The sequence below is a fragment of the bacterium genome (assembly GCA_030690305.1).
Classification (GTDB): domain Bacteria; phylum Patescibacteriota; class Minisyncoccia; order Phycocordibacterales; family JAGLPS01; genus JBBUCK01.
In genome coordinates this window covers 1-22,025 of the sequence record JAUYHB010000027.1, presented here as the reverse complement: position 1 = coordinate 22,025, position 22,025 = coordinate 1, and the positions used below count along the sequence as shown (strand labels likewise).

Annotated in this window: 26 protein-coding genes and 6 tRNA genes; 3 read left to right on the top strand and 29 right to left on the bottom strand. The window is 46.2% G+C overall.

Going from position 1 to position 22,025, the window contains the following annotated elements; all coding sequences use genetic code 11:
* Positions 1–7 precede the first annotated feature (7 nt).
* From Q8O71_03560 to Q8O71_03515, 10 genes are all read right to left on the bottom strand, one after another.
* Entirely contained in the window at positions 8–952 is a 945-nt protein-coding gene (locus tag Q8O71_03560) for a DUF5671 domain-containing protein (GenBank protein ID MDP2705435.1), read from the bottom strand.
* A gap of 70 nt (positions 953–1,022) precedes the next feature.
* Positions 1,023–2,126, bottom strand: a complete 1,104-nt coding sequence (gene ychF, locus Q8O71_03555) for a redox-regulated ATPase YchF (GenBank protein MDP2705434.1) — start codon at positions 2,124–2,126, stop codon at positions 1,023–1,025.
* Positions 2,127–2,133: 7 nt separating this feature from the next.
* Complete coding sequence (locus Q8O71_03550) at positions 2,134–2,358, bottom strand: hypothetical protein (GenBank protein ID MDP2705433.1); 225 nt, start codon at positions 2,356–2,358, stop codon at positions 2,134–2,136.
* A 41-nt stretch (positions 2,359–2,399) separates the two neighbouring features.
* Positions 2,400–3,236, bottom strand: a complete 837-nt coding sequence (locus tag Q8O71_03545) for an ROK family protein (GenBank protein ID MDP2705432.1) — start codon at positions 3,234–3,236, stop codon at positions 2,400–2,402.
* Positions 3,237–3,245: 9 nt separating this feature from the next.
* Entirely contained in the window at positions 3,246–4,211 is a 966-nt protein-coding gene (locus Q8O71_03540) for a bifunctional phosphoglucose/phosphomannose isomerase (protein ID MDP2705431.1), read from the bottom strand.
* Between the two features lie 294 nt (positions 4,212–4,505).
* Positions 4,506–4,576: transfer RNA gene (locus tag Q8O71_03535), tRNA-Ala, on the bottom strand.
* Positions 4,577–4,620: 44 nt separating this feature from the next.
* Positions 4,621–4,691, bottom strand: a tRNA-Pro gene (locus Q8O71_03530).
* Positions 4,692–4,693: 2 nt separating this feature from the next.
* A tRNA-Ala gene (locus tag Q8O71_03525) sits at positions 4,694–4,767 on the bottom strand.
* A 170-nt stretch (positions 4,768–4,937) separates the two neighbouring features.
* Positions 4,938–5,009 (bottom strand) — tRNA-Pro (locus tag Q8O71_03520).
* Positions 5,010–5,091: 82 nt separating this feature from the next.
* A tRNA-Val gene (locus Q8O71_03515) sits at positions 5,092–5,165 on the bottom strand.
* Positions 5,166–5,306: 141 nt separating this feature from the next.
* Between Q8O71_03515 and Q8O71_03510 the strand changes: the two genes are divergently transcribed.
* Positions 5,307–5,816 (top strand): NUDIX domain-containing protein, encoded by a 510-nt coding sequence (locus Q8O71_03510; protein MDP2705430.1) that lies wholly within the window; start codon positions 5,307–5,309, stop codon positions 5,814–5,816.
* Positions 5,817–5,874: 58 nt separating this feature from the next.
* Here Q8O71_03510 and Q8O71_03505 read toward each other — a convergent pair whose 3' ends face one another.
* The 3 genes from Q8O71_03505 to Q8O71_03495 all read right to left on the bottom strand — a co-directional run bounded on the left by Q8O71_03505 (position 5,875) and on the right by Q8O71_03495 (position 7,580).
* On the bottom strand, positions 5,875–6,141 hold the full coding sequence (locus Q8O71_03505) for a hypothetical protein (GenBank protein ID MDP2705429.1): 267 nt from the start codon (positions 6,139–6,141) through the stop codon (positions 5,875–5,877).
* A 345-nt stretch (positions 6,142–6,486) separates the two neighbouring features.
* Positions 6,487–6,562: transfer RNA gene (locus Q8O71_03500), tRNA-Ala, on the bottom strand.
* A gap of 52 nt (positions 6,563–6,614) precedes the next feature.
* Positions 6,615–7,580 (bottom strand): D-alanine--D-alanine ligase family protein, encoded by a 966-nt coding sequence (locus Q8O71_03495; protein MDP2705428.1) that lies wholly within the window; start codon positions 7,578–7,580, stop codon positions 6,615–6,617.
* Here Q8O71_03495 and Q8O71_03490 point away from each other — a divergent pair.
* Positions 7,579–7,764 carry a hypothetical protein gene (locus Q8O71_03490; protein ID MDP2705427.1) on the top strand — a complete coding sequence of 62 codons (186 nt, stop codon included), beginning with the start codon at positions 7,579–7,581 and terminating at the stop codon, positions 7,762–7,764. The genes Q8O71_03495 and Q8O71_03490 overlap by 2 nt on opposite strands.
* A gap of 131 nt (positions 7,765–7,895) precedes the next feature.
* Here the strand turns inward: Q8O71_03490 and Q8O71_03485 are convergent, their stop codons facing one another.
* The 5 genes from Q8O71_03485 to Q8O71_03465 all read right to left on the bottom strand — a co-directional run bounded on the left by Q8O71_03485 (position 7,896) and on the right by Q8O71_03465 (position 14,997).
* Positions 7,896–9,110 (bottom strand): GIY-YIG nuclease family protein, encoded by a 1,215-nt coding sequence (locus Q8O71_03485; protein MDP2705426.1) that lies wholly within the window; start codon positions 9,108–9,110, stop codon positions 7,896–7,898.
* On the bottom strand, positions 9,110–11,725 hold the full coding sequence (gene uvrA / locus Q8O71_03480) for an excinuclease ABC subunit UvrA (protein MDP2705425.1): 2,616 nt from the start codon (positions 11,723–11,725) through the stop codon (positions 9,110–9,112). Before uvrA ends, Q8O71_03485 begins: the two co-directional genes overlap by 1 nt.
* Positions 11,726–11,828: 103 nt before the next feature.
* Complete coding sequence (locus Q8O71_03475) at positions 11,829–12,059, bottom strand: hypothetical protein (GenBank protein MDP2705424.1); 231 nt, start codon at positions 12,057–12,059, stop codon at positions 11,829–11,831.
* 369 nt (positions 12,060–12,428) lie between these two features.
* A complete protein-coding gene (gene uvrB / locus Q8O71_03470; protein MDP2705423.1) occupies positions 12,429–14,438 on the bottom strand; it encodes an excinuclease ABC subunit UvrB in 2,010 nt (669 codons plus the stop codon).
* Between the two features lie 67 nt (positions 14,439–14,505).
* Positions 14,506–14,997 carry an FKBP-type peptidyl-prolyl cis-trans isomerase gene (locus tag Q8O71_03465; protein MDP2705422.1) on the bottom strand — a complete coding sequence of 164 codons (492 nt, stop codon included), beginning with the start codon at positions 14,995–14,997 and terminating at the stop codon, positions 14,506–14,508.
* 95 nt (positions 14,998–15,092) lie between these two features.
* Here Q8O71_03465 and Q8O71_03460 point away from each other — a divergent pair, with 95 nt between their 5' ends.
* The gene (locus Q8O71_03460) at positions 15,093–15,809 is read left to right on the top strand and encodes a TIGR00730 family Rossman fold protein (GenBank protein MDP2705421.1); all 717 of its coding nucleotides are present in this window, start codon (positions 15,093–15,095) and stop codon (positions 15,807–15,809) included.
* Between the two features lie 44 nt (positions 15,810–15,853).
* Here Q8O71_03460 and Q8O71_03455 read toward each other — a convergent pair whose 3' ends face one another.
* The 11 genes from Q8O71_03455 to Q8O71_03405 all read right to left on the bottom strand — a co-directional run bounded on the left by Q8O71_03455 (position 15,854) and on the right by Q8O71_03405 (position 21,852).
* Entirely contained in the window at positions 15,854–16,387 is a 534-nt protein-coding gene (locus Q8O71_03455) for a hypothetical protein (GenBank protein ID MDP2705420.1), read from the bottom strand.
* Between the two features lie 184 nt (positions 16,388–16,571).
* A complete protein-coding gene (locus Q8O71_03450; protein MDP2705419.1) occupies positions 16,572–17,159 on the bottom strand; it encodes an L-threonylcarbamoyladenylate synthase in 588 nt (195 codons plus the stop codon).
* Positions 17,156–17,527: a VOC family protein gene (locus Q8O71_03445; protein ID MDP2705418.1), complete on the bottom strand. Its 372-nt coding sequence runs from the start codon at positions 17,525–17,527 to the stop codon at positions 17,156–17,158. The genes Q8O71_03450 and Q8O71_03445 overlap by 4 nt, the downstream gene beginning before the upstream one ends.
* Positions 17,528–17,624: 97 nt before the next feature.
* A complete protein-coding gene (locus Q8O71_03440; GenBank protein MDP2705417.1) occupies positions 17,625–17,876 on the bottom strand; it encodes a DUF5654 family protein in 252 nt (83 codons plus the stop codon).
* Complete coding sequence (locus Q8O71_03435) at positions 17,873–18,427, bottom strand: NAD(P)H-dependent oxidoreductase (GenBank protein ID MDP2705416.1); 555 nt, start codon at positions 18,425–18,427, stop codon at positions 17,873–17,875. Before Q8O71_03435 ends, Q8O71_03440 begins: the two co-directional genes overlap by 4 nt.
* On the bottom strand, positions 18,387–18,599 hold the full coding sequence (locus tag Q8O71_03430; protein ID MDP2705415.1) for a hypothetical protein: 213 nt from the start codon (positions 18,597–18,599) through the stop codon (positions 18,387–18,389). Before Q8O71_03430 ends, Q8O71_03435 begins: the two co-directional genes overlap by 41 nt.
* Before the next feature lie 60 nt (positions 18,600–18,659).
* Positions 18,660–19,865, bottom strand: a complete 1,206-nt coding sequence (locus tag Q8O71_03425) for a replication-associated recombination protein A (protein ID MDP2705414.1) — start codon at positions 19,863–19,865, stop codon at positions 18,660–18,662.
* An 89-nt stretch (positions 19,866–19,954) separates the two neighbouring features.
* On the bottom strand, positions 19,955–20,356 hold the full coding sequence (locus Q8O71_03420; protein MDP2705413.1) for a hypothetical protein: 402 nt from the start codon (positions 20,354–20,356) through the stop codon (positions 19,955–19,957).
* Positions 20,357–20,444: 88 nt separating this feature from the next.
* Positions 20,445–21,032: a hypothetical protein gene (locus Q8O71_03415; protein ID MDP2705412.1), complete on the bottom strand. Its 588-nt coding sequence runs from the start codon at positions 21,030–21,032 to the stop codon at positions 20,445–20,447.
* A 6-nt stretch (positions 21,033–21,038) separates the two neighbouring features.
* Positions 21,039–21,188 (bottom strand): hypothetical protein, encoded by a 150-nt coding sequence (locus Q8O71_03410; protein MDP2705411.1) that lies wholly within the window; start codon positions 21,186–21,188, stop codon positions 21,039–21,041.
* A 31-nt stretch (positions 21,189–21,219) separates the two neighbouring features.
* Positions 21,220–21,852, bottom strand: coding sequence for a hypothetical protein (locus Q8O71_03405; protein ID MDP2705410.1), 633 nt, complete (start codon positions 21,850–21,852; stop codon positions 21,220–21,222).
* Between the last annotated feature and the right edge of the window lie 173 nt (positions 21,853–22,025).

Here is a 22,025-nt window from a genome sequence, read left to right as displayed (position 1 = left end):
CTTTTAGCTATCTTACTTTGGTATACGGAGGATACCTGTCCGGGTCAATAGTGCGTTCAAAGCAGGTTCTTCCCTTTTCATGCTTCCAGTTTTCAAATTCATAGTCGCTGACAAACTCGGGCTGTGCAATACTTTTTACACTTTCCTCACTTGGAAGATCAAAGGTAGCACACAATTCGAAGGAAAAGGGCGGAATTGCACGATATTCATATTGGGACTGGGTAGCAGGGTCGACAGGAACCTTGTTGTACGAAAGAGAATCGACAAGGTCATCAAGTGTTGTCGGTAATTTCTCTTTTGACTGCCAGTAGTTAAGCACTTGATATTGAATGTTTTGCAAGTCGGAAACTCGACGACCGTCGATTTTCAGAAGTCTTTGCTTAAACGGCGAGCCCATAATGGCAAAACTCAAACAAATGAAGCCGATAATGACAACGGAAAGAGCAATTGCGAGTTTTTTGTTTTGTGATGCGTTTATTTTGTCCTTCAAATCGGCAATATGATACCAAAAAACGGCGACTAAAACAGTAAAGACCGACAAGACCTTAAGGAGGAAACCGAGAGTGATTAATTCTCCGCTCACGAAACTGTACACCAGAACAACAAGGTCGATAGCAATCGCCAGACCGGAGATAAAAAGCGTAAGATACACCAGCCATTTTCGCACTCCCAACTCACGCTTGTAAGGGTTGGTGCCATATTGCTTATTGAGAAGCCATGAAAGAAAAATGTACAACGGGGCAAAAATAACAAGCGCAGACACGGGGATACTCAGGTCGCTTGTCGGAACCCCCTGTTCAAGCGGCAAGTTCGGATATACATAGTTAATAAGGCTGAAAACGAGATTGAGAAAACTGATTACCGTTACGTACAAGGCGACAATAACTCCGAGATGGAGAAAGAAGTCGGCGGCTGTTGTACGGGGTTTTTGTGTTGGCTGCGTTGTATCCATAGTAATTACTTATTGAATATACGTATAGTATATTCCTTTTTTAACGATAAAAAAAGGGTACGTAAGCAAGCTACGCACCAATTTTGAACTCAATCACATCACCATCTTTAACGACATATTCCTTCCCTTCGGTGCGCAGAAGGCCTTTTTCCCGGGCGGTGCCGTATGAGCCGGCTTCGAGAAGCGTGTTCCACGGAATGACTTCGGCACAAATGAATCTGTGCTGAAAGTCGGTATGGATTGCGGCGCCCGCAACGGGCGCTTTTGAATCGCGGCGTATCGTCCATGCGCGGCTTTCGTCTTCTCCCGTGGTAAAAAACGTAATGAGATTCAGCAATTCGTATCCCTTTTTGATGAGCGTGTCGATACCGTCATCTTTTCCCCCAAGTTCCTTGCGGAACGTTTCTTTTTCTTCTCCAACAAGTTCTTTGAGTTCGTCCTCGATTTTTGCGTCGGCAATCGTCCACTTGGCGTTAGTGTCTTCAAAAAACTTTAAAAGTGCCGTCCAGCGCTCGTCTTTCAGTTCATCAAGGTTCGTTCCCCCGCCTTTTTTGTTGAGAACATACATAATCGGTTTTGAGGTCAGAAGGTGAAGATTTCTAAGCACGGGTTTTTCTTCTTCCGTAAACTGGAGCGTGGAAACGGGTTTCCCCTCTTTAAGAACCGGCTCGATTTTATTCAATACCCCCGATTCGATGAGCGCGACTTTGTCTCCTCGCCGTGCGTCTTTTTCAATACTTCCCTTACGTTTCGTAACCGTCTGCAAATCTGCCAAAACAAGCTCGAGATTGATTGTTTCAATGTCGGACAGCGGCTGGATTTTCCCGTCAACGTGAATGATGTTTTGGTCTTCAAAAATACGCACCACTTCCGCAATGGCATCAACCTCCCTGATGTGACTTAAGAATTGGTTGCCAAGGCCTTCGCCTTCCGAGGCTCCTTTGACAAGCCCGGCAATATCGACAAATTCAATGGCGGCAGGAATGGTTTTTGCCGATGTGCTGAATGTTGTAAGTTTCCACAACCGTTCGTCCGGCACGGCAACAATGCCTACCGATGGGTCAATGGTGCAAAAAGGAAAGTTTTCCGCGGGAACAGACTTGAGGGTCAGCGCGTTAAACAACGTTGATTTTCCGACATTTGGAAGCCCGACAATTCCGATTGAAAGCATGATAAATGATTTAGTGGGCGATATTTTTCAATTCCGATTCGTATTTTTTCATAACCTCGGCCATCGCCGCGCTCTGGTCTTGTCCTCCTTTTACCTTCTGTTCCACTTCGGTAGCGACTTTTTTGAAAAAATCGGGGTTTTTTTCAACAATGGAAATAAGTCTGTCGATTTCGGAATCGGGCACCCCTTTCAGTTTTGATTTGATAAATTGTTTAAGCAAAAAATTTCCAAACATAATGGGCGATATTTTTATCTTAATAGTCTTCAAAGACTACACTATCTTATTACTCTGTTCAAATGGGCAAGCGCCCCGTAGAGGCCTCCGATAGATTCAAGCTGTGCCTTTTTGATAAGGGGCATATATGAAAACTCTTCAAGAAGTTTCTTTAGATACAGCGTCGTCAGATGAACATCGATGCCCGGACGCCCGACTATCATGGGGCCGCCCAAAACGATGACCTCAGGGGACCAATATAATGTGGTGTTGAAAAGACCGTAGGCCAGCCACTCCGCCATTTCTTCCCACGCATGCTTGTCGGTAACTTCCCACGGAGGAACACCGAACCGTTTTTCCATAGCCGAACCAGATATGAAATTCTCAAGCGTACCGTTAGGATTATCAACTGGGTCAATGGCCGAAGCGATATCTATGACCTGATGTCCGGGTTCAAAACCGGCAGTTGAAGGGTCGATAATTCCTTTGACAATGCGCGCTCCGCCGACACCGGTGCTTACAGTGACATATACGACAATATTGTGTCCTTTGCCCGCCCCGTATAACGCTTCTCCCAACCCCACAATAGCCGCATCGTTTTCAATAAACACTTTTCCTCCGATAATTTTCTCCAACTCTTCCTGAATGGGCTTTCCCACCCATGCGCGCAAATGGGGAGAACGGACAAGTTCTTTTTTTTCTTTCAAGAAAGTGCCCGCGATACCTCCCGCGGCGCCCTGGGCTTTTTTTCCGTGAGTTAATTCCGCGACGACGGATGCAAACCGCGACATTCCTTCGTTAAAGTCTTTCGGGGTTTCAACGATTTTATATTCTCCAAGTTGACGGCCCCCGTCGGAGACGGCGATACGCATCTTTGTTCCGCCAATGTCGAAAAGCATGTACATGTTTTATGCGATAAGACTTTTGAATTCCTCAATGAGAGGCACTTGTTCCGGGTCAACGCCGTAAAAAGAAGCAAGGGAAAATGCCGTCCAGTCCGCAAGAAAAATCGAGTTGAATGCTTTTTCAAGGACATGCGAGCCCGTAAGCATCACCTCCTCCACATCGAAACCCCGCGTAAGATACAAGTCTTTCGCGATGTCCATTCTTTTTATGATTGCAGGATGGTCGTTGGAATCCCGAAGAAAAATAAAATGAAACGGACGCATGAGTGCTTTTTTTTCTTCGGTCGTGTCAAAACCCGCGAGCTCATTGTGATTGAGTTCCGGAAACATATTGAAAAAGGCGGGGATTTTCGCGGTTTCGTTAAATTTTATTTTCCAATTGTATGCAAGTGAGTGGTTGTTATTTGAGGAATAAATCACCGGAACCTTTCCCTGCAACTTTTCGGCAAGCATTTCTCCGTCCTGCTTAAACCGCATGGCATCCAAGTTCCCCCGCATGCCCCATAACGTATTAAGAAGCATTTTATTCGATGTCGCTTCGGCAAGGGCAAGCAACGAATACCCGACGGCGTTTCTCGGCTGAATACGCACGGCCGGAAGAGCGATATACGGTATATTGTTTATTTTCGCAAATTCGAGAAGTTTTCCTCCGGACGCGATAATTATCAGATTGAGTTTCTGGTCAAAGGCTTTTTGTGCAAAATCAATCGTTTCAACGGTATTTCCGGAAAACGAACTGGCGATAAGAAGGCCTTCTTTCAATTTCGCGTGCGGGTATTGAGGCAATGCATAGTCATAGTGAACCGAAAGATTGAGCGTCGGGTCGTACAGTTTTATGAGCCCCGCGGCAAGATGGGAACCGCCCATGCCGCATAAAATAAAATGTTCCGCCGGACGGAGCGCGTCTGCATTTTCAATGACTGGGTGAAAAGAAAATTGTTCCGGAAAACCGATTATAGATTCTTCCATTCCCCCTATTGTAACACAGCACTTAATATTTTTTGAAAAGAAAAAGCCCCGTGAGATGGCGGCTGTGCCTGTCTCACGGGGCGGTGCAAAAAAGATTATTGAACAGTAACGTTCTTGTCCAAAAACACAAGTTTTCCGGTCGATGTAGATCCGTAGGAAATCGGTTACAGATATTTATTTACTAGCAATTTCCGCGACCTCAGCTCGCACGCTTGCGCTTGCTTCATCTTGTGATTCCCCAACGCTTCGCGACAGAAACAAAACAACCGACATAAAGCCGGTGTCTAGTTTTTGTGGACCTAGGGGGAATCGCACCCCCGCCTCATCCATGCCATGGAAGCGTTCTACTACTATACTATAGGCCCGTAACAAGTTTCATTTAAACAAATAAAAACAACGCTCTCAACTATCGGGCTGCCGGGAGTTGAACCCGGGTCATACGCACCCCATGCGTATATACTACCGTTGTACTACAGCCCGTTTGGTGGACCTGGGGGGAATCGAACCCCCGCCTCAGCAATGCGAATGCTGTGTAATACCACTTTACTACAGGCCCTTCTTTTCAGAGTCGGGATGCCGGGATTTGAATCTTACAGATTCTGTACACCTTTTGGATAATTCAGAAATTATCTCAAAAGGTCTTGCGATATGCCCCCAGCATATCTCACCCGGAGTCTCACCTCTTCGAGCCTCGGAAGTCCCCCGGACTTCCGGTTAATCCCAGTGTCGGGATGCCGGGATTTGAACCCGGAGTCTCACGCACCCGAAGCGTGCATGTTACCGTTACACTACATCCCGACACTAAAATTAACCCCGAAGCGTGCATGTTACCGTTACACTACATCCCGACTCTAAAAAGAATTTTCCACATTCCGCGCTGTGGGCGGAACAGGATTCGAACCTGTGACCTTACGGATGTGAACCGTACGTTCTAACCAACTGAACTATCCGCCCTATCTTTCAATGTAAGGATAATACAGCAAAATATGAAAAAGGTGAAATAATAAATTGTCATTTATCATTTTATATGGTATAATTAGGACTAGAATTTGAAAGATGTGGGATTAAATACCATCTCAAAAAAGGAGGCGCGTAATGAAATTGTTTGCTGGAATAGTTGTCTTGTCCGAAATCAACAGGGAGTGGTACGCATTTCTTTCCAAACGGCCTTTGTGGAATTCCGAGAAAGGAGACTTTGAGTCATGGGCCGGGGGATATCAGATTACGGCCGTGGGAAAAATGGAGTCAGTCGATAATGGGAATTTCCACCAGTGTGCCTTGCGGGAGTTTGGAGAGGAAACCGGGCTTGGTTTTCTTACCAATCTCGAGGAGGTACATAAAACACAGGTGTTCGACGATTACCAAAAAGTAATTTTTATGTCCGTAATTCCCTGGCCTAAAGTCATCCTTATAATGCAAAAAACCCACCTTGTTCCTTTCACCCTGGAAGATATGGAAAAGGTCAGGGATATGCGCGCATATCGAACCGATGGTTCATTTTCTTACGAAGACAGGGCGTTCAAACCCGAAGACGGGATACGTATGTTCCCTGACGAGAAAGTGGCTATTATAAAATCCCTTTCACGTTTTTGTGTTTTGAAGTAATTGTTCAAACAAAAGGCCTTGCGAAATTCGCAAGGCCTTTTTTCATTTTTCACACACTTTACACATTGATACAGTCGGGACTTACTTCGACTTCGCGGGTAAAGTCTTCTTTGAGAGGAGCTTCGTAGGAATAACTCACCCCCAAAATGCCACTTTGAAAAACCACTTTTTCTCTGATTAAAATAGGGGTATGTAATGTCACCCGCACTTTTTTCCCGAGATCTTCTTTTACTACACCCTTTAATCTAACCGTCCCGGCGAACAATATTGTTATTGGATCCCCTTTTTGAAAAACTTCACGTTCGATTGCTTTAGTAGCAAGCATAGAAGCCTCCTTTCAAAGAGATACCTTCTGCAGACAATTAGAGCCTAACTCATTCTAATTGTCAAACCTACGGACACGAAAAACTTCCTGATGGAAAAATCTTACCTCACAGGTTTTTGCCCACTGGCAAAACCTGCGAGCCCACCTCCTTCACCTTCGTTCAGTCCGGTCTTGCGAAGCTTCATGTATTCGCTTCTCACCCCGGCTCGGTGTGGTCAGGGATATTTTGTGTGCCGTCGCACACAAAATTCCACGACCCTAGCTCGCCTGTTTTTGCTACTGTAAAAACATGGCTCCGCTTTCCACCAAACGAAAAAACCTGCAACAATGCAGGCTTTCTCTGTTTGGTGGACCCTAGCGGATTCGAACCGCTGACCTCCTCATTGCAAATGAGGCGCTCTACCAACTAAGCTAAGGGCCCGACGTATACTGATTTGAAAAAATCCCTTAAGGGGGATTGCCCAAATTCTACCCTATTTGCGGCTTAAGGCAAGGGTAATGAGATGGTCGAGAAAGTCCGGAAATTTCGTACCTCCCGCTTCAAGCGCTTTGGGAACCAGCGATTGAGGAGTCAATCCCGGAAGGGTGTTTGTTTCGAGAATATACACACCTTTGGGGGAAATAATAAAATCGGAGCGCGAATAGTGCCGGAGATGGAGAGCGTTGTGGGCAATGGTCGCAACATTTTGGATTTCTTCTTTTACTTTCAAAGTAAAATTGGCCGGACAGATTTCCCTGCTCTCCCCGCCATATTTGGCTTCATAATCAAAAAATTGATTTTTTGAGGGGTGAATGATTTCTATGGGAGAAAGAGCGTGTATTTTTTTCCCTCTGAAGTTTTCAATCACGCCGCATGTCGCTTCTCTTCCGGAAATCAGTTCTTCAATAAGAACAGCGGACGAATGTTCAAGTGCTTTCTTCACTGCTGTTTTAAAATCCGGAAAACTTCTTACGATACTCACACCGACCGAAGAGCCGGCATTTGTCGGTTTAACAACATACGGGTGAGGAAATGTCCTGAAAATTTCTATAAGCCCGGCATCATCCGCATCTTTTCCTCTGAGAAAAACATGTTGGGGAGTTTTTAGCCCGTGCGCGCTGTAAACTTTTTTAGTGAGCATCTTATTCATTCCCACCGCAGACGCGAGAGGACCCGAACCCGTGTACGGCACGCCGAAGTGTTCAAGCAAGCGCTGAACCTTGCCGTCTTCTCCGTAGGAACCGTGTAAAGCGTTAAAAACAACGTCGACTTTTTTGACGATTTTTGAAAGTGGCCGCGGCACGCCTTGGCTATGCCATGTGCCATCGCGAGAAATAAAAATGTCGTGTCCGACATATTTTTCCGGAAGGTGGGTAAGCACGCTCGCCCCCGTTTTTAAAGAGACTTCATATTCGCTTGAAGGTCCTCCTCGGAGAACGCCGACAACGATTTTAGGCATGATGAAATTATACCACTACGTTCATCCGATTTTTCTCAAAAGAAAAGACCAATCGCGTGCGATTGGTCTTGTATGTGAACTGCGGTATCCGCAGATTATTTTGGGGGAGAAGCCCGCACTTGTCTCGACGGGATTTATTCAATGTTCCCGATGTCGAGCAAATAGCATTCTCAACTACCCGTGAACTGACCGGAATGCCGTCTATGATAGACGCGGGCTTCAATTTTCCCCCTCCCCTTAACCATTCGTTCTCTCTGGAACGATAATATGCTAAGAAACGATATAATAACACAGATATTTGGCAGTTGTCAATGCCTATTTCCCCCGTAAAAACCGGTGGTATGAGATAGCAAAACGATGCGCTTCGGAATTTATAAGTAAAATTTCTCTTTTTCTTTCTTGAACCATACGTCCGTTTCCCAGAATATTTTTCGGCTTATGGTGTTCATCTTTCACCACCGCCACAACGGGAACATGCATATTCAGTTCGGAAAGCGTTTTGAGCGCCATATTTCTTTGTGCAACGCCCCCATCAACAACAATCAACCGCGGGGATGGCCATTCGGGATGTCCGAAACGCCGCGTAAGAATTTCCTTGAGTGATTTTGTGTCGTCCACACGGGCGCTTTTCACTTTGAATTTTCTGTAATCGCTTTTTTTCACTTCCCCGTTTTCCATAACGGTCATTACACCGACAACCGAGGTTCCGGAAATGTGAGCAACATCGTATGCCTCAATACGAAATGCATCCGAGGGTCCGCCCGAGGCCATTTCGCGGGCATGTTTTATAAGCGCAACGTCCTGAATATGCTCAAGGGAAAAAAGAGTTTTCTTTATTCTTTCCGCTTTTTCAAATTCAAGTCCTTTGGCATATCTTTTCATTTCCCGCCTTAGTGAAGAAACAAGATTTTGTTTTTTCCCCGAAAGGAAAAGGGAGAGGTTCCGGATGTGCGCCCCATATTCCTTCCGTGAAATTTCTCCGCTGCACACTCCGGGACATAAGCCGATTTGCCTGTTAAAACACGGTTTCCCCGATTCCCTTTCCGTTGCGGGCAGACATTTGTCTCTGAACGGAAAAATTTTCCGGACAATCTTCATCGCGTCTTTTAAGAGTCCCCCGTTTATAAACGGACCAAAAATATGAAGGTACGATTCTTCCCGTTCCAGTTGTCTTCCCCGCACCAAAGAAACACGCGGAAAATTTTCTTTTGTTATGGCGATGTAATTAAAACTTTTATTGTCTTTTTCCCTGCTATTGTACGGAGGCTTCCATGTTTTGATGAGATGCGCTTCAAGAAGTAGGGCTTCGAGCACCGAGTCTGTCGGAGTTACTTTAATGCTCGCTGCTTTTTTAACCATAGCAACGATAATCGGTCCGCGGGCATCGTTTATGTCTTTGGAAAAATAACTTGAAACACGCTCTTTTAGAGACGTCGCCCTGCCGATGTAGAGAATTTTTGAGCCGGACATAAACATATACACGCCGGGTTGGCGCGGTAGTTTCTTTTTTTTGAATTGCTCGGAAGTCATTAGCGTTTTTGCCGGTTGAATAATTTTCTCAGGTACGTTCCCGTATACGACTTGCCTGCATTGGCAACATTTTCGGGTGTGCCTTTGGCGACGAGAGTACCTCCCTTGTCCCCTCCTTCCGGTCCGAAATCAAGAATATGGTCGGCATTTTTTATCAGGTCCATATTATGTTCAATGATAACAACCGTATTTCCCTTATCGACAAGGCGGTTGAGTATTTCTATGAGTTTGCTTACATCTTCATAATGAAGCCCGATGGTCGGCTCATCGAGAAGGTAAATGGTTTTGGTAAGATGCGGGCGATACAATTCCGATGCAATTTTCACGCGTTGTGCTTCTCCTCCCGAAAGCGTCGTTGCCGACTGCCCGAGTCCGAGATAGCCGAGCCCGACATCGTTTAATGTTTTAAGCCTGTCGTAAATTGCCGGAATGTCTTCAAAAAAAGCGAGTCCTTCTTCGACCGTCATTTGCAATACTTCGTGGATATTTTTCTTTTTGTACTCGACTTCAAGCGTTTCTTTCATAAATCGTTTTCCATGGCATACGTCGCACGGCACATATACCGTCGGCAAGAAATGCATTTCAACGGCAATCGTTCCCGCGCCGAGGCATGTTTCGCAGCGTCCGCCCGTAACATTAAAGGAAAATCTGCTCGGCCCCCAGCCCCGTGCGCGAGCTTCGATGGTTTCGGCAAACAGTTCACGCATGAAGATAAAAGCACCGGTATATGTCACGGGATTGGAACGCGGTGTTCTGCCGATGGGCGATTGGTCTATAAGGATGGCCCGACCAAGATATTCGGTCCCTTCGACGGAAGAACAATTGAACGTGTCATTGGTCCGATAACGGCGCTCGAGACGGGCTTGAAGATTTTTATAAAGAATTTCGTACATAAACGATGATTTTCCGGAACCGGAAACTCCCGTTACCGCGACGAATTTTCCGAGAGGAATTTCGACGTTAAGATTTTTAATATTAAAAATTTTTCCACCCTTGACCGTCAGTTTCCCTTTGTCCTGCGTCCTGCGATTTTCGGGGATAGGGATGTTTTTTTCACCGCGAAGATACGAAAGAGTGAGTGATTCGGATTCGTTCTTTTTGGCGGTAAGCAGTTCGTCAAGCCATCCGGAAACGACAATCTGCCCGCCATGGATACCGGCCCCGGGCCCAATATCAACGATATAATCCGAGGAATAAATCGTGTCCTCGTCGTGCTCAACCACGATAATCGTATTACCTAAGTCGCGCAGATTAATAAGCGTTTTTATAAGCCGCTCGTTGTCGTGCTGATGGAGTCCGATGGTCGGCTCGTCAAGAACATACAAAGCACCGACAAGCCCGCTTCCGAGCTGCGATGCCAGACGAATACGTTGTGCCTCGCCGCCCGAGAGCGTATGCGCGCGACGGTCTAAGGAAAGATAATCGATACCGACATCTATCATGAACTCGAGACGGGATTCGATTTCTTTGACAACGACTTTTGAAATATTTTTTTCCCTCGCGGAAATCTTAAGACGGGAAAAAAAATCGGATGCATCTTTGATTGAAAGCGCGACAAGTTCGATAATATTTTTTCCTCCGATAAGAACATGAAGTGCTTCCGGGCGCAAACGCGCGCCGAGGCACGTGGGACATGGTTCGTCTCCGAAGAAATGTTTGGTGCCAAGGCCATTACATGCTTCACATGCCCCGTACGGAGAATTAAAAGAAAACAGCCTCGGTTCTATTTCCGGATATGAATAGCCGTCCTTCGGACAGGCAAATTTCGAGGACATGAGAAACGATTCTTCCTTTTTCGTCTGCCCCTTGAAATCCCGAAAACGGATTTCAACAAGACCCTGCGCCTCGTGCAGAGATTTTTCAAGTCCTTCACTCAGACGTTCAAGCGCGTTTTTTTGGTTTTCCTTTTCTCCGAAATCGGCAATATTGATGGCGTCGACAAGCGCGCTTATTTCATGGCGTTTGTTTTTGGAAAGAATAATTTGTTCGCGAAGTTTTTTTCTTACTCCGTCAACAAGTACTTCCGAGTATCCCCGCCCCAACAGGTCGTAGAGAAGCTGGTAGTATTCCCCTTTTCGTCCCCGCACAAGCGGAGCAAAAAGTTCCACGTACACAGGAAGGGGAATTTCATTTTTGCTTTTTGCAATTTCTTTTGCTTTCTCGGAAATCTTTTCCAAAATGAAATTTTTGATTTCTTCGTTGGACAGGCGTTTTATCTCATCGCCGCACACAAGACAGTGCGGTCGGCCGATACGGGCATACAAAATGCGGAGGTAGTCGTAAATTTCCGTTGTTGTGGCAACGGTCGAACGGGGGTTGTTGGAACGGGATTTTTGGTCAATTGAAATAGCCGGGGAAAGTCCGATAATCTCGTCAACGTCAGGCTTTTGCATTTGGCGTAAAAACTGACGGGCATATGAGGAAAGAGATTCCACATAACGTCGTTGGCCTTCCGCAAAAATGGTATCAAACGCCAAAGACGACTTCCCCGAGCCGGAAAGTCCCGTAAACACGACCATCTTATTGCGGGGCATTTCAACGGTAATATTCTTGAGGTTATGCGTGCGCGCCCCTTTAACAATGATTTTATCCTGTTGTGTTTCTTCTTTTTTCATACAGACACCAAACGGGCCCCCGGAGTAGTCCATAGGGGTTAGGTGGAAACAATCATAGTATAAAAAGAAAACCGCGGCAACTGAGACGCCGCGGCTTAACTTTTTAAGAAGATGAAGGGGTACGTTTGGAAATTTTTTCCTCGGTATGACTTCGGGTTGAGCATCGGATGTGTTCGACGGTTACTTCGGCGTTGCGTTTAGTACCGTCGTGGGTTCTTTGTTTTTTGAAACTTGATTCTTCCTGAAGCGCCCCTTTCATTGTTTTAAGAAACTCATCCATGTCGTTTGCCACTTCTCCCTCCTTTGTACTGTGTTCCGATATAAATTTTATCATAAAGGGCATTAACCGCGGGGCAGGCCTTGCACCCATTTTGTTACGACCTCGACTCGGACGCCATGTACAATCGGAATTGTCCACGCGCCCCTCGCTTGTCGTAATAAAAAGAGCCGCAATCCGTTAGAACGGATTGCGGCCATGGTGAAAAGAAAGATTACATAAGCCAAGGAAATCTCGCATAAAAGTGAAACGACCGTGAAGAAAATTGGGGAGTAAAAAATCGATTACGGGTGAAAATCTGTTTTGAGGGCATAACCCCGTCCCTTTTTCTGAAAAGGTTTTTCATACGCGCGCATATGGTTCCACTCATAAGGCTCCTTTCGCTTCGGTTTATACGAACATCCTTGCTTTATTGTACCAAAAGATTTATTTCTTTGAGCGCAATGCCTTTATTTCATCGCGAATAAGCGCCGCGGTTTCAAAATCGAGTACCTTCACCGCATCGGCCATTTGCCGCTCTTTTTCTTTTATAAGTTTCCGCATATCACCCTTGAACGCAATGCGGTCAAGCGCGGTGAGAGTGGCAACCGCCCTGTCATGTTCGCTTCGCAATTGCTCGGTGATGTCGTGGATTTTCTTTTGAATTGTTTTCGGAGTAATACCGTGCTTCTCGTTATATGCGACTTGTATGGCGCGACGGCGGTTGGTTTCGGCGACCGCACGCTGGATCGAGCCGGTCACCACATCGGCGTAGAGAATAACCCTTCCGTCCACGTTTCTCGCCGCACGTCCGATAATTTGAATTAAAGACGTTTCAGAACGCAAAAAGCCTTCCTTGTCCGCATCAAGAATACCAATCAAAGACACCTCCGGAAGGTCGAGACCTTCTCGCAGAAGATTAACCCCCACAAGACAATCGAATTTCCCCCTCCTAAACTCCGTCAGTATTTCAATGCGGTCTATCGTCTTGATGTCACTGTGTAAATATTCGGCCTTAAGTTTTTTTTCTTTGAGGTATTCGCTTAAATCTTCGGCCATGCGTTTTGTAAGAGTAGTGGCAATAACCCTACCGCCTTTTTTAATGGCCTTTTCCGCCTCAACAATGAAATCGGCGATTTGGCCTTTGTATGACGCACCCTGAATAATAGGGCGCAATATGATTTCCGGGTCAATGAGACCCGTCGGACGGATAACCTGTTCGACAACCTGCTGGCTTTTTTCTCGTTCATAATCGGCGGGAGTTGCGGAAGTGAAAATCACTTGCCCGATACGGTCTTCAAATTCTTTGAAACTTAAGGGCCGATTGTCTTTTGCCGACGGAAGACGGAATCCGTGTTCGACGAGAGTCTCTTTCCGGGACGCATCTCCCATTTTCATTCCTCCTATTTGGGGTACGGTAACATGCGATTCATCGATAATGGTAAGAAAATCGGGACTTCCGTCGGCTTTGCGGGGAAAATATGCGAGTAACGAGTCCGGCGGTTCACCGGAGGCTTTCCCTGAAAAATGGCGCGAGTAGTTTTCGATACCGTTGCAGTAACCGATTTCTTTTATCATGGCGACGTCATATTTCGTGCGGCGTTCCAGGCGCTGTGCTTCGAGTTCTTTCCCTTCCGCGTGGAGTTCTTTGAGGCGTTTCACCAATTCCGCTTTGATGCTTTTCACGGCACGCCCGATTTCCCCCTCCCCCGCCACGAAATGCTTTGCGGGGAAAAGGAAAACGGACGATGTCTCTTCAAGAATAACCCGGGAAACAGCGTCAATCTTTTTTATTGTTTCGATACGGTCGTCTTTAATTTCAATTCGGTAAATCGTTTTTTCGTTTACGGGCATTATTTCAAGCGCGTTTCCGACAACGCGGAAAAGACCGGGATTAAGGTCGGCGTTGGTCCGCTCAAAATGGATGTCTATAAGACTGCGTATAAAATCGCGACGGACGACGACATCCCCCGTTTTTATTTTCAAATTGACTTTCTCGTATTCCGCGGGGCTGCCGAGGTTGTAGATACAAGACACCGAGGCTACCACAATGACGTCTCTGCGCGTAAGAAGCGCTTGGGTTGAGGCGTGGCGTAGACGGTCAATTTCTTCGTTGATTTGCGCTTCCTTTTCTATATACGTATCGGTTATTGGCATATATGCCTCCGGCTGGTAGTAATCGTAATAGGAAACGAAATAATGCACCGCGTTGTTCGGAAAAAAATCCCGATACTCCTGGGCAAGCTGGGCGGCAAGAGTTTTGTTGTGCGCGATGACAAGTGTCGGTTTGTTTATACGAGCGATAACGTTTGCCATGGTAAACGTTTTTCCGGAGCCGGTAACGCCAAGAAGCGTTTGATACGACAAGCCTCTGCCAAGCCCTTTCATAAGTGCCTCAATAGCCTCGGGCTGGTCCCCCGCAGGTTTAAATTCGGATACGAGATTGAATTTCCCCATGTCCTCTACTATATACCACACAATGCAAAATCCGCCGACCCGTCTACCGACGAGGCGTTGATATTCTTTATTTGCTTACATTAAGAACCTCCACTTCAAAAACAAGAGTTTCATTTTGAAGTTGGTGTCCCACCGCTCCTCCGTATGCCAGTTGGGGCGGAATAATGAGTTTCCGTTTCCCTCCGACTTTCATTCCCACCACTCCCTCATCCCATCCACGAATAACCTGTCCGGCGCCAAGAACAAACTGAAATGGAACCCCCCTATCAAGAGAACTGTCGAATTTTGTGCCATTAACAAACGTTCCGGTGTAATGAACGGTTACTATGGTGTTTGCAACCGCCTCTTCACCCGTCCCAACTGTCAAATCCTCAACTATAAGTCCCGAGGGCAATGTTCTCGGATTCACCTCTTCGGACTGATTCGAATTGTCATTTGTCATGGTATTTTGCGACAACAGGGAAAGAAAACTTGTAATAGTATCTCCAAATACGAATAGAGCGATAACGAGAAGGGACGCCGCCACGGCAATCCATTCTTTACGGTTCAATGTACGCATAATGGTTAATGAATAGCTTATGTGCGTTCAGTATACTATCCAACGGCGGGGGTTGTAAATTGCGCTCGCATTCAAATTTCAATACAATACAGTGAATGGAACACAACGAACAAAATCGGCAGAAGCCCGCTTTCAAGACAATTACCCTTGATGAGCTTGAAATTGACGCAAAGAAACGCCTTTCTGTCATAGGCTCGGAGTTTGCGCGGGGGTTTGAGTTTCTCAGAAACTATCCCAAATCGGTTACATTTTTCGGCTCTTCACGAGTTAAAGAAAGCGACCCCTATTATAAAAAAGCCGAAACGCTCGCTAAACGAATCGTTGAAGAAATGGGATATTCGGTAATTGCTGGAGGAGGGCCAGGGATCATGGAAGCGGCAAACAAGGGTGCGTATGAAGCAGGCGGAACGTCTCTCGGACTCAATATCAAGTTGCCGAACGAGCAGGTAACCAACCCGTACGTTACGGACAGCATAAATTTCTATTATTTTTTCGTGCGTAAAGTGTGTCTTTCTTTTTCGGCAGAGGCATACGTGTTTTTCCCCGGCGGTTTCGGAACACTCGATGAAATGTTTGAGATTGTCACCCTGATTCAAACGAAAAAAATCAAGCACGTACCTATTATCCTTGTCGGGAAAGAATATTGGCTTGAGCTTGAAAAGTTTATTGAAAAAAATCTCTGTGCGTCAGGAATGATACATAAAGAAGATATGGACCTATACCATATTACCGACGATGAAGATGAGATTATTGATATGATCCGCACTACCCCCGTGCAAAGCGGGGTTCCGTACGGAGACCATCATAAATAAACAAAAAAATACCCCCGTCAGCCTTAGGCTGACGGGGGCTTTTGTTACTTCCGTGAAGAAGTAGCGAGTAGGGGTTTTTCTTTCTTCTTTTTTTCCTTCGAACTTCCGTTTGAAGAAGGTACGGGAATCTGCCACGATTCCTGTTTTGCTTGCGCTCTCGGAACACCAAGCTTTTTTTCCGCCGTATGAATCATAGCAAGCGGCGAACCATTTTCCGACAAAAGCGGACCGCAGTACACATCGCAACGGCCTTGGTACCTCGGATAAAAACATCCGAATTCTTTGACCTCGCTCCCTAGTTTCACCAGGGCGATGTCAATTTCAAGACCACCTCGCACCAGTTCGATAAAGCGTGGATTTTTGACATCCACCCACCGGACCGGAGTAAAGTGTTTGCTGTGAACGGTACAACGTTCGGACATAAGCGAGAAACGGTCATTACACGTAACATCAAGAGAAACAAGAAAACGCATTTCCCGCGCCGTAATTCTTCTTCCGATTTGTTCGCCGAATCGAATCAGCTTTATCGGAGAAAGAAAACGGTTGAAAGGATATGTGCCTTCCGTCTTGCGTGACATTGTGTAATATTCGTACGCTCCAATGTCCAATACCTTCTTGTACTTCCGATACCCATTGCTCCCTTTGTACATATTTCCCCCTTCTCTGTAAAGAACAGTTGCCTCCTTTTTCCCAAACCACTACACGACTCTTGGATAGAGTCTTGGGCAAAGGAGAATTTCGCCTGGGGTATAGACTACCACTTTAAAACCCTTCAGTCAATAATTCTTCAGGAATTTCTTCCACACCCGGGCGGACAAGCATGAATCCGCCCTTGTTCATCTTCACTATCGTTGAAGGAAGGGATGTGATTCTGCCCCCGTCTATATAAAAATCGGGGTCGTTTCCGAAATAGGCCATCGCTTCTTCAATGGTTTGCGCCGGTTCCCCGCCCGAAACATTCGCACTCGGGGCGACAAGTGGTCCGGTGCGGGCAATAATATCCAAAAGTGAGCGCAGCGCCGGCATCCTGAACGCGAGTGTTCCTCCTCCCCGGTCGAGATAGGTGTACTGTTTGTCTCCCGAAGAAAAAATAATCGTCACTTTCCCCGGCCAAAAACGCTCGAGCATCTCGCGCTCTTTTGCGTTTATACGTATTGAAAATTTCTCCAGATCGTCAAAAGAAGAAATTAAAATGATAAACGGTTTCTTTCTATCGCGGCCTTTAAGGGAATAAATGCGTTCAACCACGGAAGGGTTGAGGGCACTCCCAAGAAGACCATACAACGTATCGGTAGGCATAATACCGACACCCCCTTTCTCGAGAGTTTTGATAAGTTCTTCTTTTTTCATGCTTTTTTCTTGAGTTCCCCGACTTCCCGCACAAAAATTTTATTTCCGTCGGGGTCGCTTAACGTAAGTATTCTCCCGTCGCCCGTTTCATGCATGCCCGTAATAACGGTTCCCGTTTCTTTTATGCGCGCGAGAACGGGGTCAAGATGAAAAACGGCAATGCCAAGAGAGAGGGATTGTGTTTTTTTTGTTTCTTGCGGTTCGCGATAAAATTGTCTCTCAAGCGTAATACGCAAGCCGCCATCACTTACCGCCGCCCAATAGTTTCCCTTCTGTTCAATCAGACGCAGACCCAAAACCCGCGTGTAAAAAGAGACCGATTGATGAAGGTCGATAACGGGAAGCGTGATTTTTCCGGAAATAAGCATGGCAAATACGCCTACACTATAGCAAATTTTAAAAATAATATTTTTTGGTTTTAAAATATCGGTCAGAAGCCGCTTTTTTACGGAAATTGAGACTTAATCAATGCTGTTCATCGTTTTTCCGCAAAAAATACGTTGTCAAAATTACTACGAAGAGAGTAAGGAGTGCGGCATACAGAAACTTGGCAAGAAGTGTGTTTCTTGAAAGTGGGAAAATATACTCGATAAGAACTTTTATGGCATCGTTCCACGCAAGTCCAACAACCAATCCGAGACCGCCGAGAATATATCCCATCGTGCGATTGGTAATTTCTTTTTGGATGCGGGTTTTTTCTTCTTGGAGATTAATCATCTTTTTTCTCGGGCAACTTTCAGTGCCTCCGCATACCAGACAATCTGGTCAAAGAGAGCACGTGCTTTTGGCATGTATGACGCATCGGTAATCACTCCTCCTTGATCAAACAACTTGTCGACATTTGTAAAATAAATCACATTACGAATTGGGGTCATCTGGAGGGCAATGGTTACAAGCCGAAGGGATTGAACCATGCGAGCTCCGCCTACCGGGCCGTCGGAAACCCCACATATGGCAACGGGTTTCTGATTATACTCTTTGTACAACTCATCCAAAAGAAGTTTGAGCTCACCCGGGAAACTGTGATTGTATTCCGGAGAAACGACGATAAGACCGTCAGCGCGCCCCATAATGCTTCCCCACCTTGTTTTTTCTTTTATGTCTTCCGGTCGGATTGTTTTTTGGTGTGTAAGCAGTTCCGAAATATCGGCAATTTCGGTTTCGAATCGTCCGTCTTTTCTTGCCTCATCAAACATAAAACGGGCAACGTGCGCGGATAGCCGGTTGTCACGCGCCGTTCCCAGTAAAATTGGAATAAATAAAGGCATGGTTATAAAAATCAGGATTCAACTTCAATTTCTCCCGAACCGTCACAAACCGCGCAACTGCCGTTCCCTCCGCACCAAGTGCAGTTTTTGCCGGTATTATCGTTGTGGCCGGAGCCATGACAATGTCGGCATTCGCCGCTTCCGCCGCAACTTCCGCATTTTTTAAGTTCACGAGTCATACGAACTTACTCCTTAACTTAATTGTAATCAATGGACAGAGATGCCGCAAACGTTATAAAAAATATTTTTTGTCCTTGATTTTCTCCGGAAGAAAACTCTTTTTCGAATATTTCTCGTATCCCTTTCCGTACCCCATATCTTTCATAAGAGCGGTTGGAGCGTTGCGGACTTCAAGCGGAATGGGAAGGTTGCCAAAGGCTTTTACGTCACCCATCGCTTTTTGCAGAGCCTCGTACGCGCGCCTGTCTTTTTTTGACGTTGCAAGATATACGGTCCCGTGGGCGAGATTGATTGCGCACTCCGGATAGCCGATGGTTTCAACCGCTCGGAATACCTCGTTTGCCACAACAAGAGCTGTCGGTGCGGCCTGTCCGATATCTTCGCTCGCAAATATAACCATGCGTCGCGCGATAAATTTCGGGTCCTCCCCGCTGTCTACCATGCGGGCAAGATAATAAAGGGCGGCATCCACTTGCCCCGCGCGCATACTTTTGATAAACGCGCTTATCGTATTGTGGTGTTCCTCACCGTGTTTGTCATAGCGAAGAAATTTTGATTGAAGGGTTTCTTTAAGAGTTTCAAGGGTGATTTTTCCGTAAAATTTTTTCGTATTTTCAAGCATAGTTACGGCTTGGCGCGCATCGCCGTTTGCCATGGCGATGAGCCATTCTTTCGATTTTGTGTCCATTTTCATCCCCGTTCGTGAAATGATTTTCCCCATATCGGATTCGGAAAGCTCCTGAAGCGTAAACACGCGGCATCGGGACAACAGGGCCGGGATGACTTCGAAACTCGGGTTTTCCGTCGTTGCACCAATAAGTGTCAGTTCCCCGCGTTCGACGTACGGCAACAGAAAGTCCTGCTGACTTTTATTGAAACGATGAATTTCATCGAGAAAAAGAACTTTTGGCTTTGGGGAGGAAAATTTGCCGATTTCTTCACGGGTTTGTTTTTTCTTATCCGTGATAATCATAACCACCTGTGGTTTAGTGCTTTCCTTTGAAAGTTTCAGAATATTTCTGATGTCGTCTTTGCCGGCCGATACCGCCGACAGTTCATACAAATCCGCGTCAAGATTTTTTGCATATATGCGTGCAAGTGTTGTTTTTCCCGAACCAGGAGGTCCCCACAGGACGAAGGAGAATAAATGCTTGTCCTCAACGGCAACACGCAGAGGTTTATTTTCTCCGACAAGGTGCTCTTGCCCCACGAACTCGGAAAGATTTTTGGGCCGTATTTGTGACGCGAGCGGTTCCATGCTTTCATTGTACACCTCTTTTTTTGACCGAATTTTCGCAATGAAAAAGCCGCCCTTTGTAAAGAGCGGCTTTGCCCGGAAATTCCTATTCACGGGGAAAAGGGAATAAGGTGGGGATGCCTCCCGTGTTCGTGGACACGCACACGAACCAATATTCCGGCAGCGTACAGTACTTCTTTTACCTCAAAGTGAATATGCCACATGAGGTACCTTCCGAACGCACAGCCCTGAGCAGGGTCAAATTTCTCAAGAGCCTTGTCGCGTCCCCGAAAACCGGCCTTTGCGAGGCTGATGAAAGATATGTCTTTCGGACATACCATACAGAAGTAATATGTCGCAACCGCACGCACCAACAGACGCATGCCGTCCCGGACCTTCTTCCGGTCGGTCAATCTGTTGAGTTTTTCCGCCTGCAGCCTTGCTTCTTTCGAAAAAAGATGTGCCCGGTCTTCCTTGTCTGAGTTACATTCATTCGCGTTGGTCGGTGGCATTGGGAACCTCCTGTTTGCGTGTTTAAGTTAAAGATCTTTTCCTAAATACAAAATACAATAAAATTAAAGCCTAGTCAAAAGACGGGACCTATCGTACGAATTGCACCGTTTCCAGAATGCCGGAAAAATCTTTGAGTATCTCGTCTTCGGGAGAAATATATGTGACTGTTATCGAGAAAATAACGGTATCAAGCAAAACGGCAACAGTACGGGCTTCGTATAAGCCTGACCACTCGTAGGTAACGGCTGTTTTCCCGCCTACGGATGTCGCAACATAAGGGCCTTTCGCCAATTTATAGTTTGAATCGTTCGTACCTTCAATCCATTGCTGAAGTGTACGCGCGTCAATGTCGTTCTGGTACGCATCAAATGTAATCGCTATCGGGCCTTCCCTTCCGGGGGCTAATCCCTCCCGCACAAGACGATTTTCTTCCGTGTCCTCGGTAAGGATTATCGTGTAGTGGTATCGTTCCCCATTTCCCACTTCTTTCTCTTCAAGAAAATATTTTGTTGGATAAGAAAAACTGAAACCGAATGTGTCGGAAATATAGGTCTTCACGTCGCTTAGCGATGCGGGTAATCCTCCGCGGGAAAGAAAAAAATACACCGCCCCTCCGACTATGAGAAGGAGTACGAGAATTGTTGAAAAAGTTTGGGAAGTATTTTTTGCCTCCATGCGAATTTAGTTTTTCTTACTCAATTCGTATATACCGAAAAGACCGAGCGCGGCACCGGACAAAATCGCCGCCGTTAACGGTTCCACCATTGCGGTAAACAAGACGAGTAAAGACGCAATGATGGCAAATATTCCTTCCGTTTTTGATTGGTTCATCACTGTGATTATATCACCAAAAAAGAGAGCCTCATTTGAGATGGTACACTCCTTCCGAGGCGCTCTCAACGCAAATTTTTGAAAGATATGTTGCACCGTCGTCTTCCACCAGTTCATAGTATTCCCGGGGAATGCGGGCAAAGGACTGCGCAAGGTCTTCTTCCGTGGTTGCGTTTATTTCATTCGGACGAGGTAACGAAGATGCCGGGTTGGTGACAAGTATGCGGCTATTGAGCGCAAATGAAATACCGAGTTCCGAGGGAAGCCCGTATGCGACGATGCGTCCCGTTTTGACATCAACAATGGCATGGTCTTGGCAACTTGTTCCGCAACCCCACGTGGCAATTGCAAAATGTCCGGCGAAACCCGGACCCGCGGCAAGCGCTTCGGTAATTTTTGTATAAAACATTGCAGCCTCGGGTGCGTCTGAAAAATCAACTTTCCCGGCGGGTTCTTCGTGATACTCGATCGGAGAAGCGGCATTCTGTCGGAGAGTGACTATGCGGGTGCATACATTTGCCGATATAAGATTTGTATCGGCTTTCATTCCCTTATAAAAACCATAGACGCCAAAAGACAGGCCGATTAACAGCAGGGCAATGGAAATTGTAAGAAAATTTTTTGAGGAGAAATACGTTTTTTGTTCCGCCGTAACCTCTGTCATGATGGCCCCATTATACACCAAAAAAAGACTCGTTTATTACGACAAGCGAGGAGCGCGTGGACAATTCCGATTGTACACAGCGTCCGAGTCGAAGTCGTAACAAAGGATTTAATACCCCGCCCCTCTGGGGCGGGAGAGAGCGAGTCTTCGAGCACCAAATGGGTGCAGGGCTT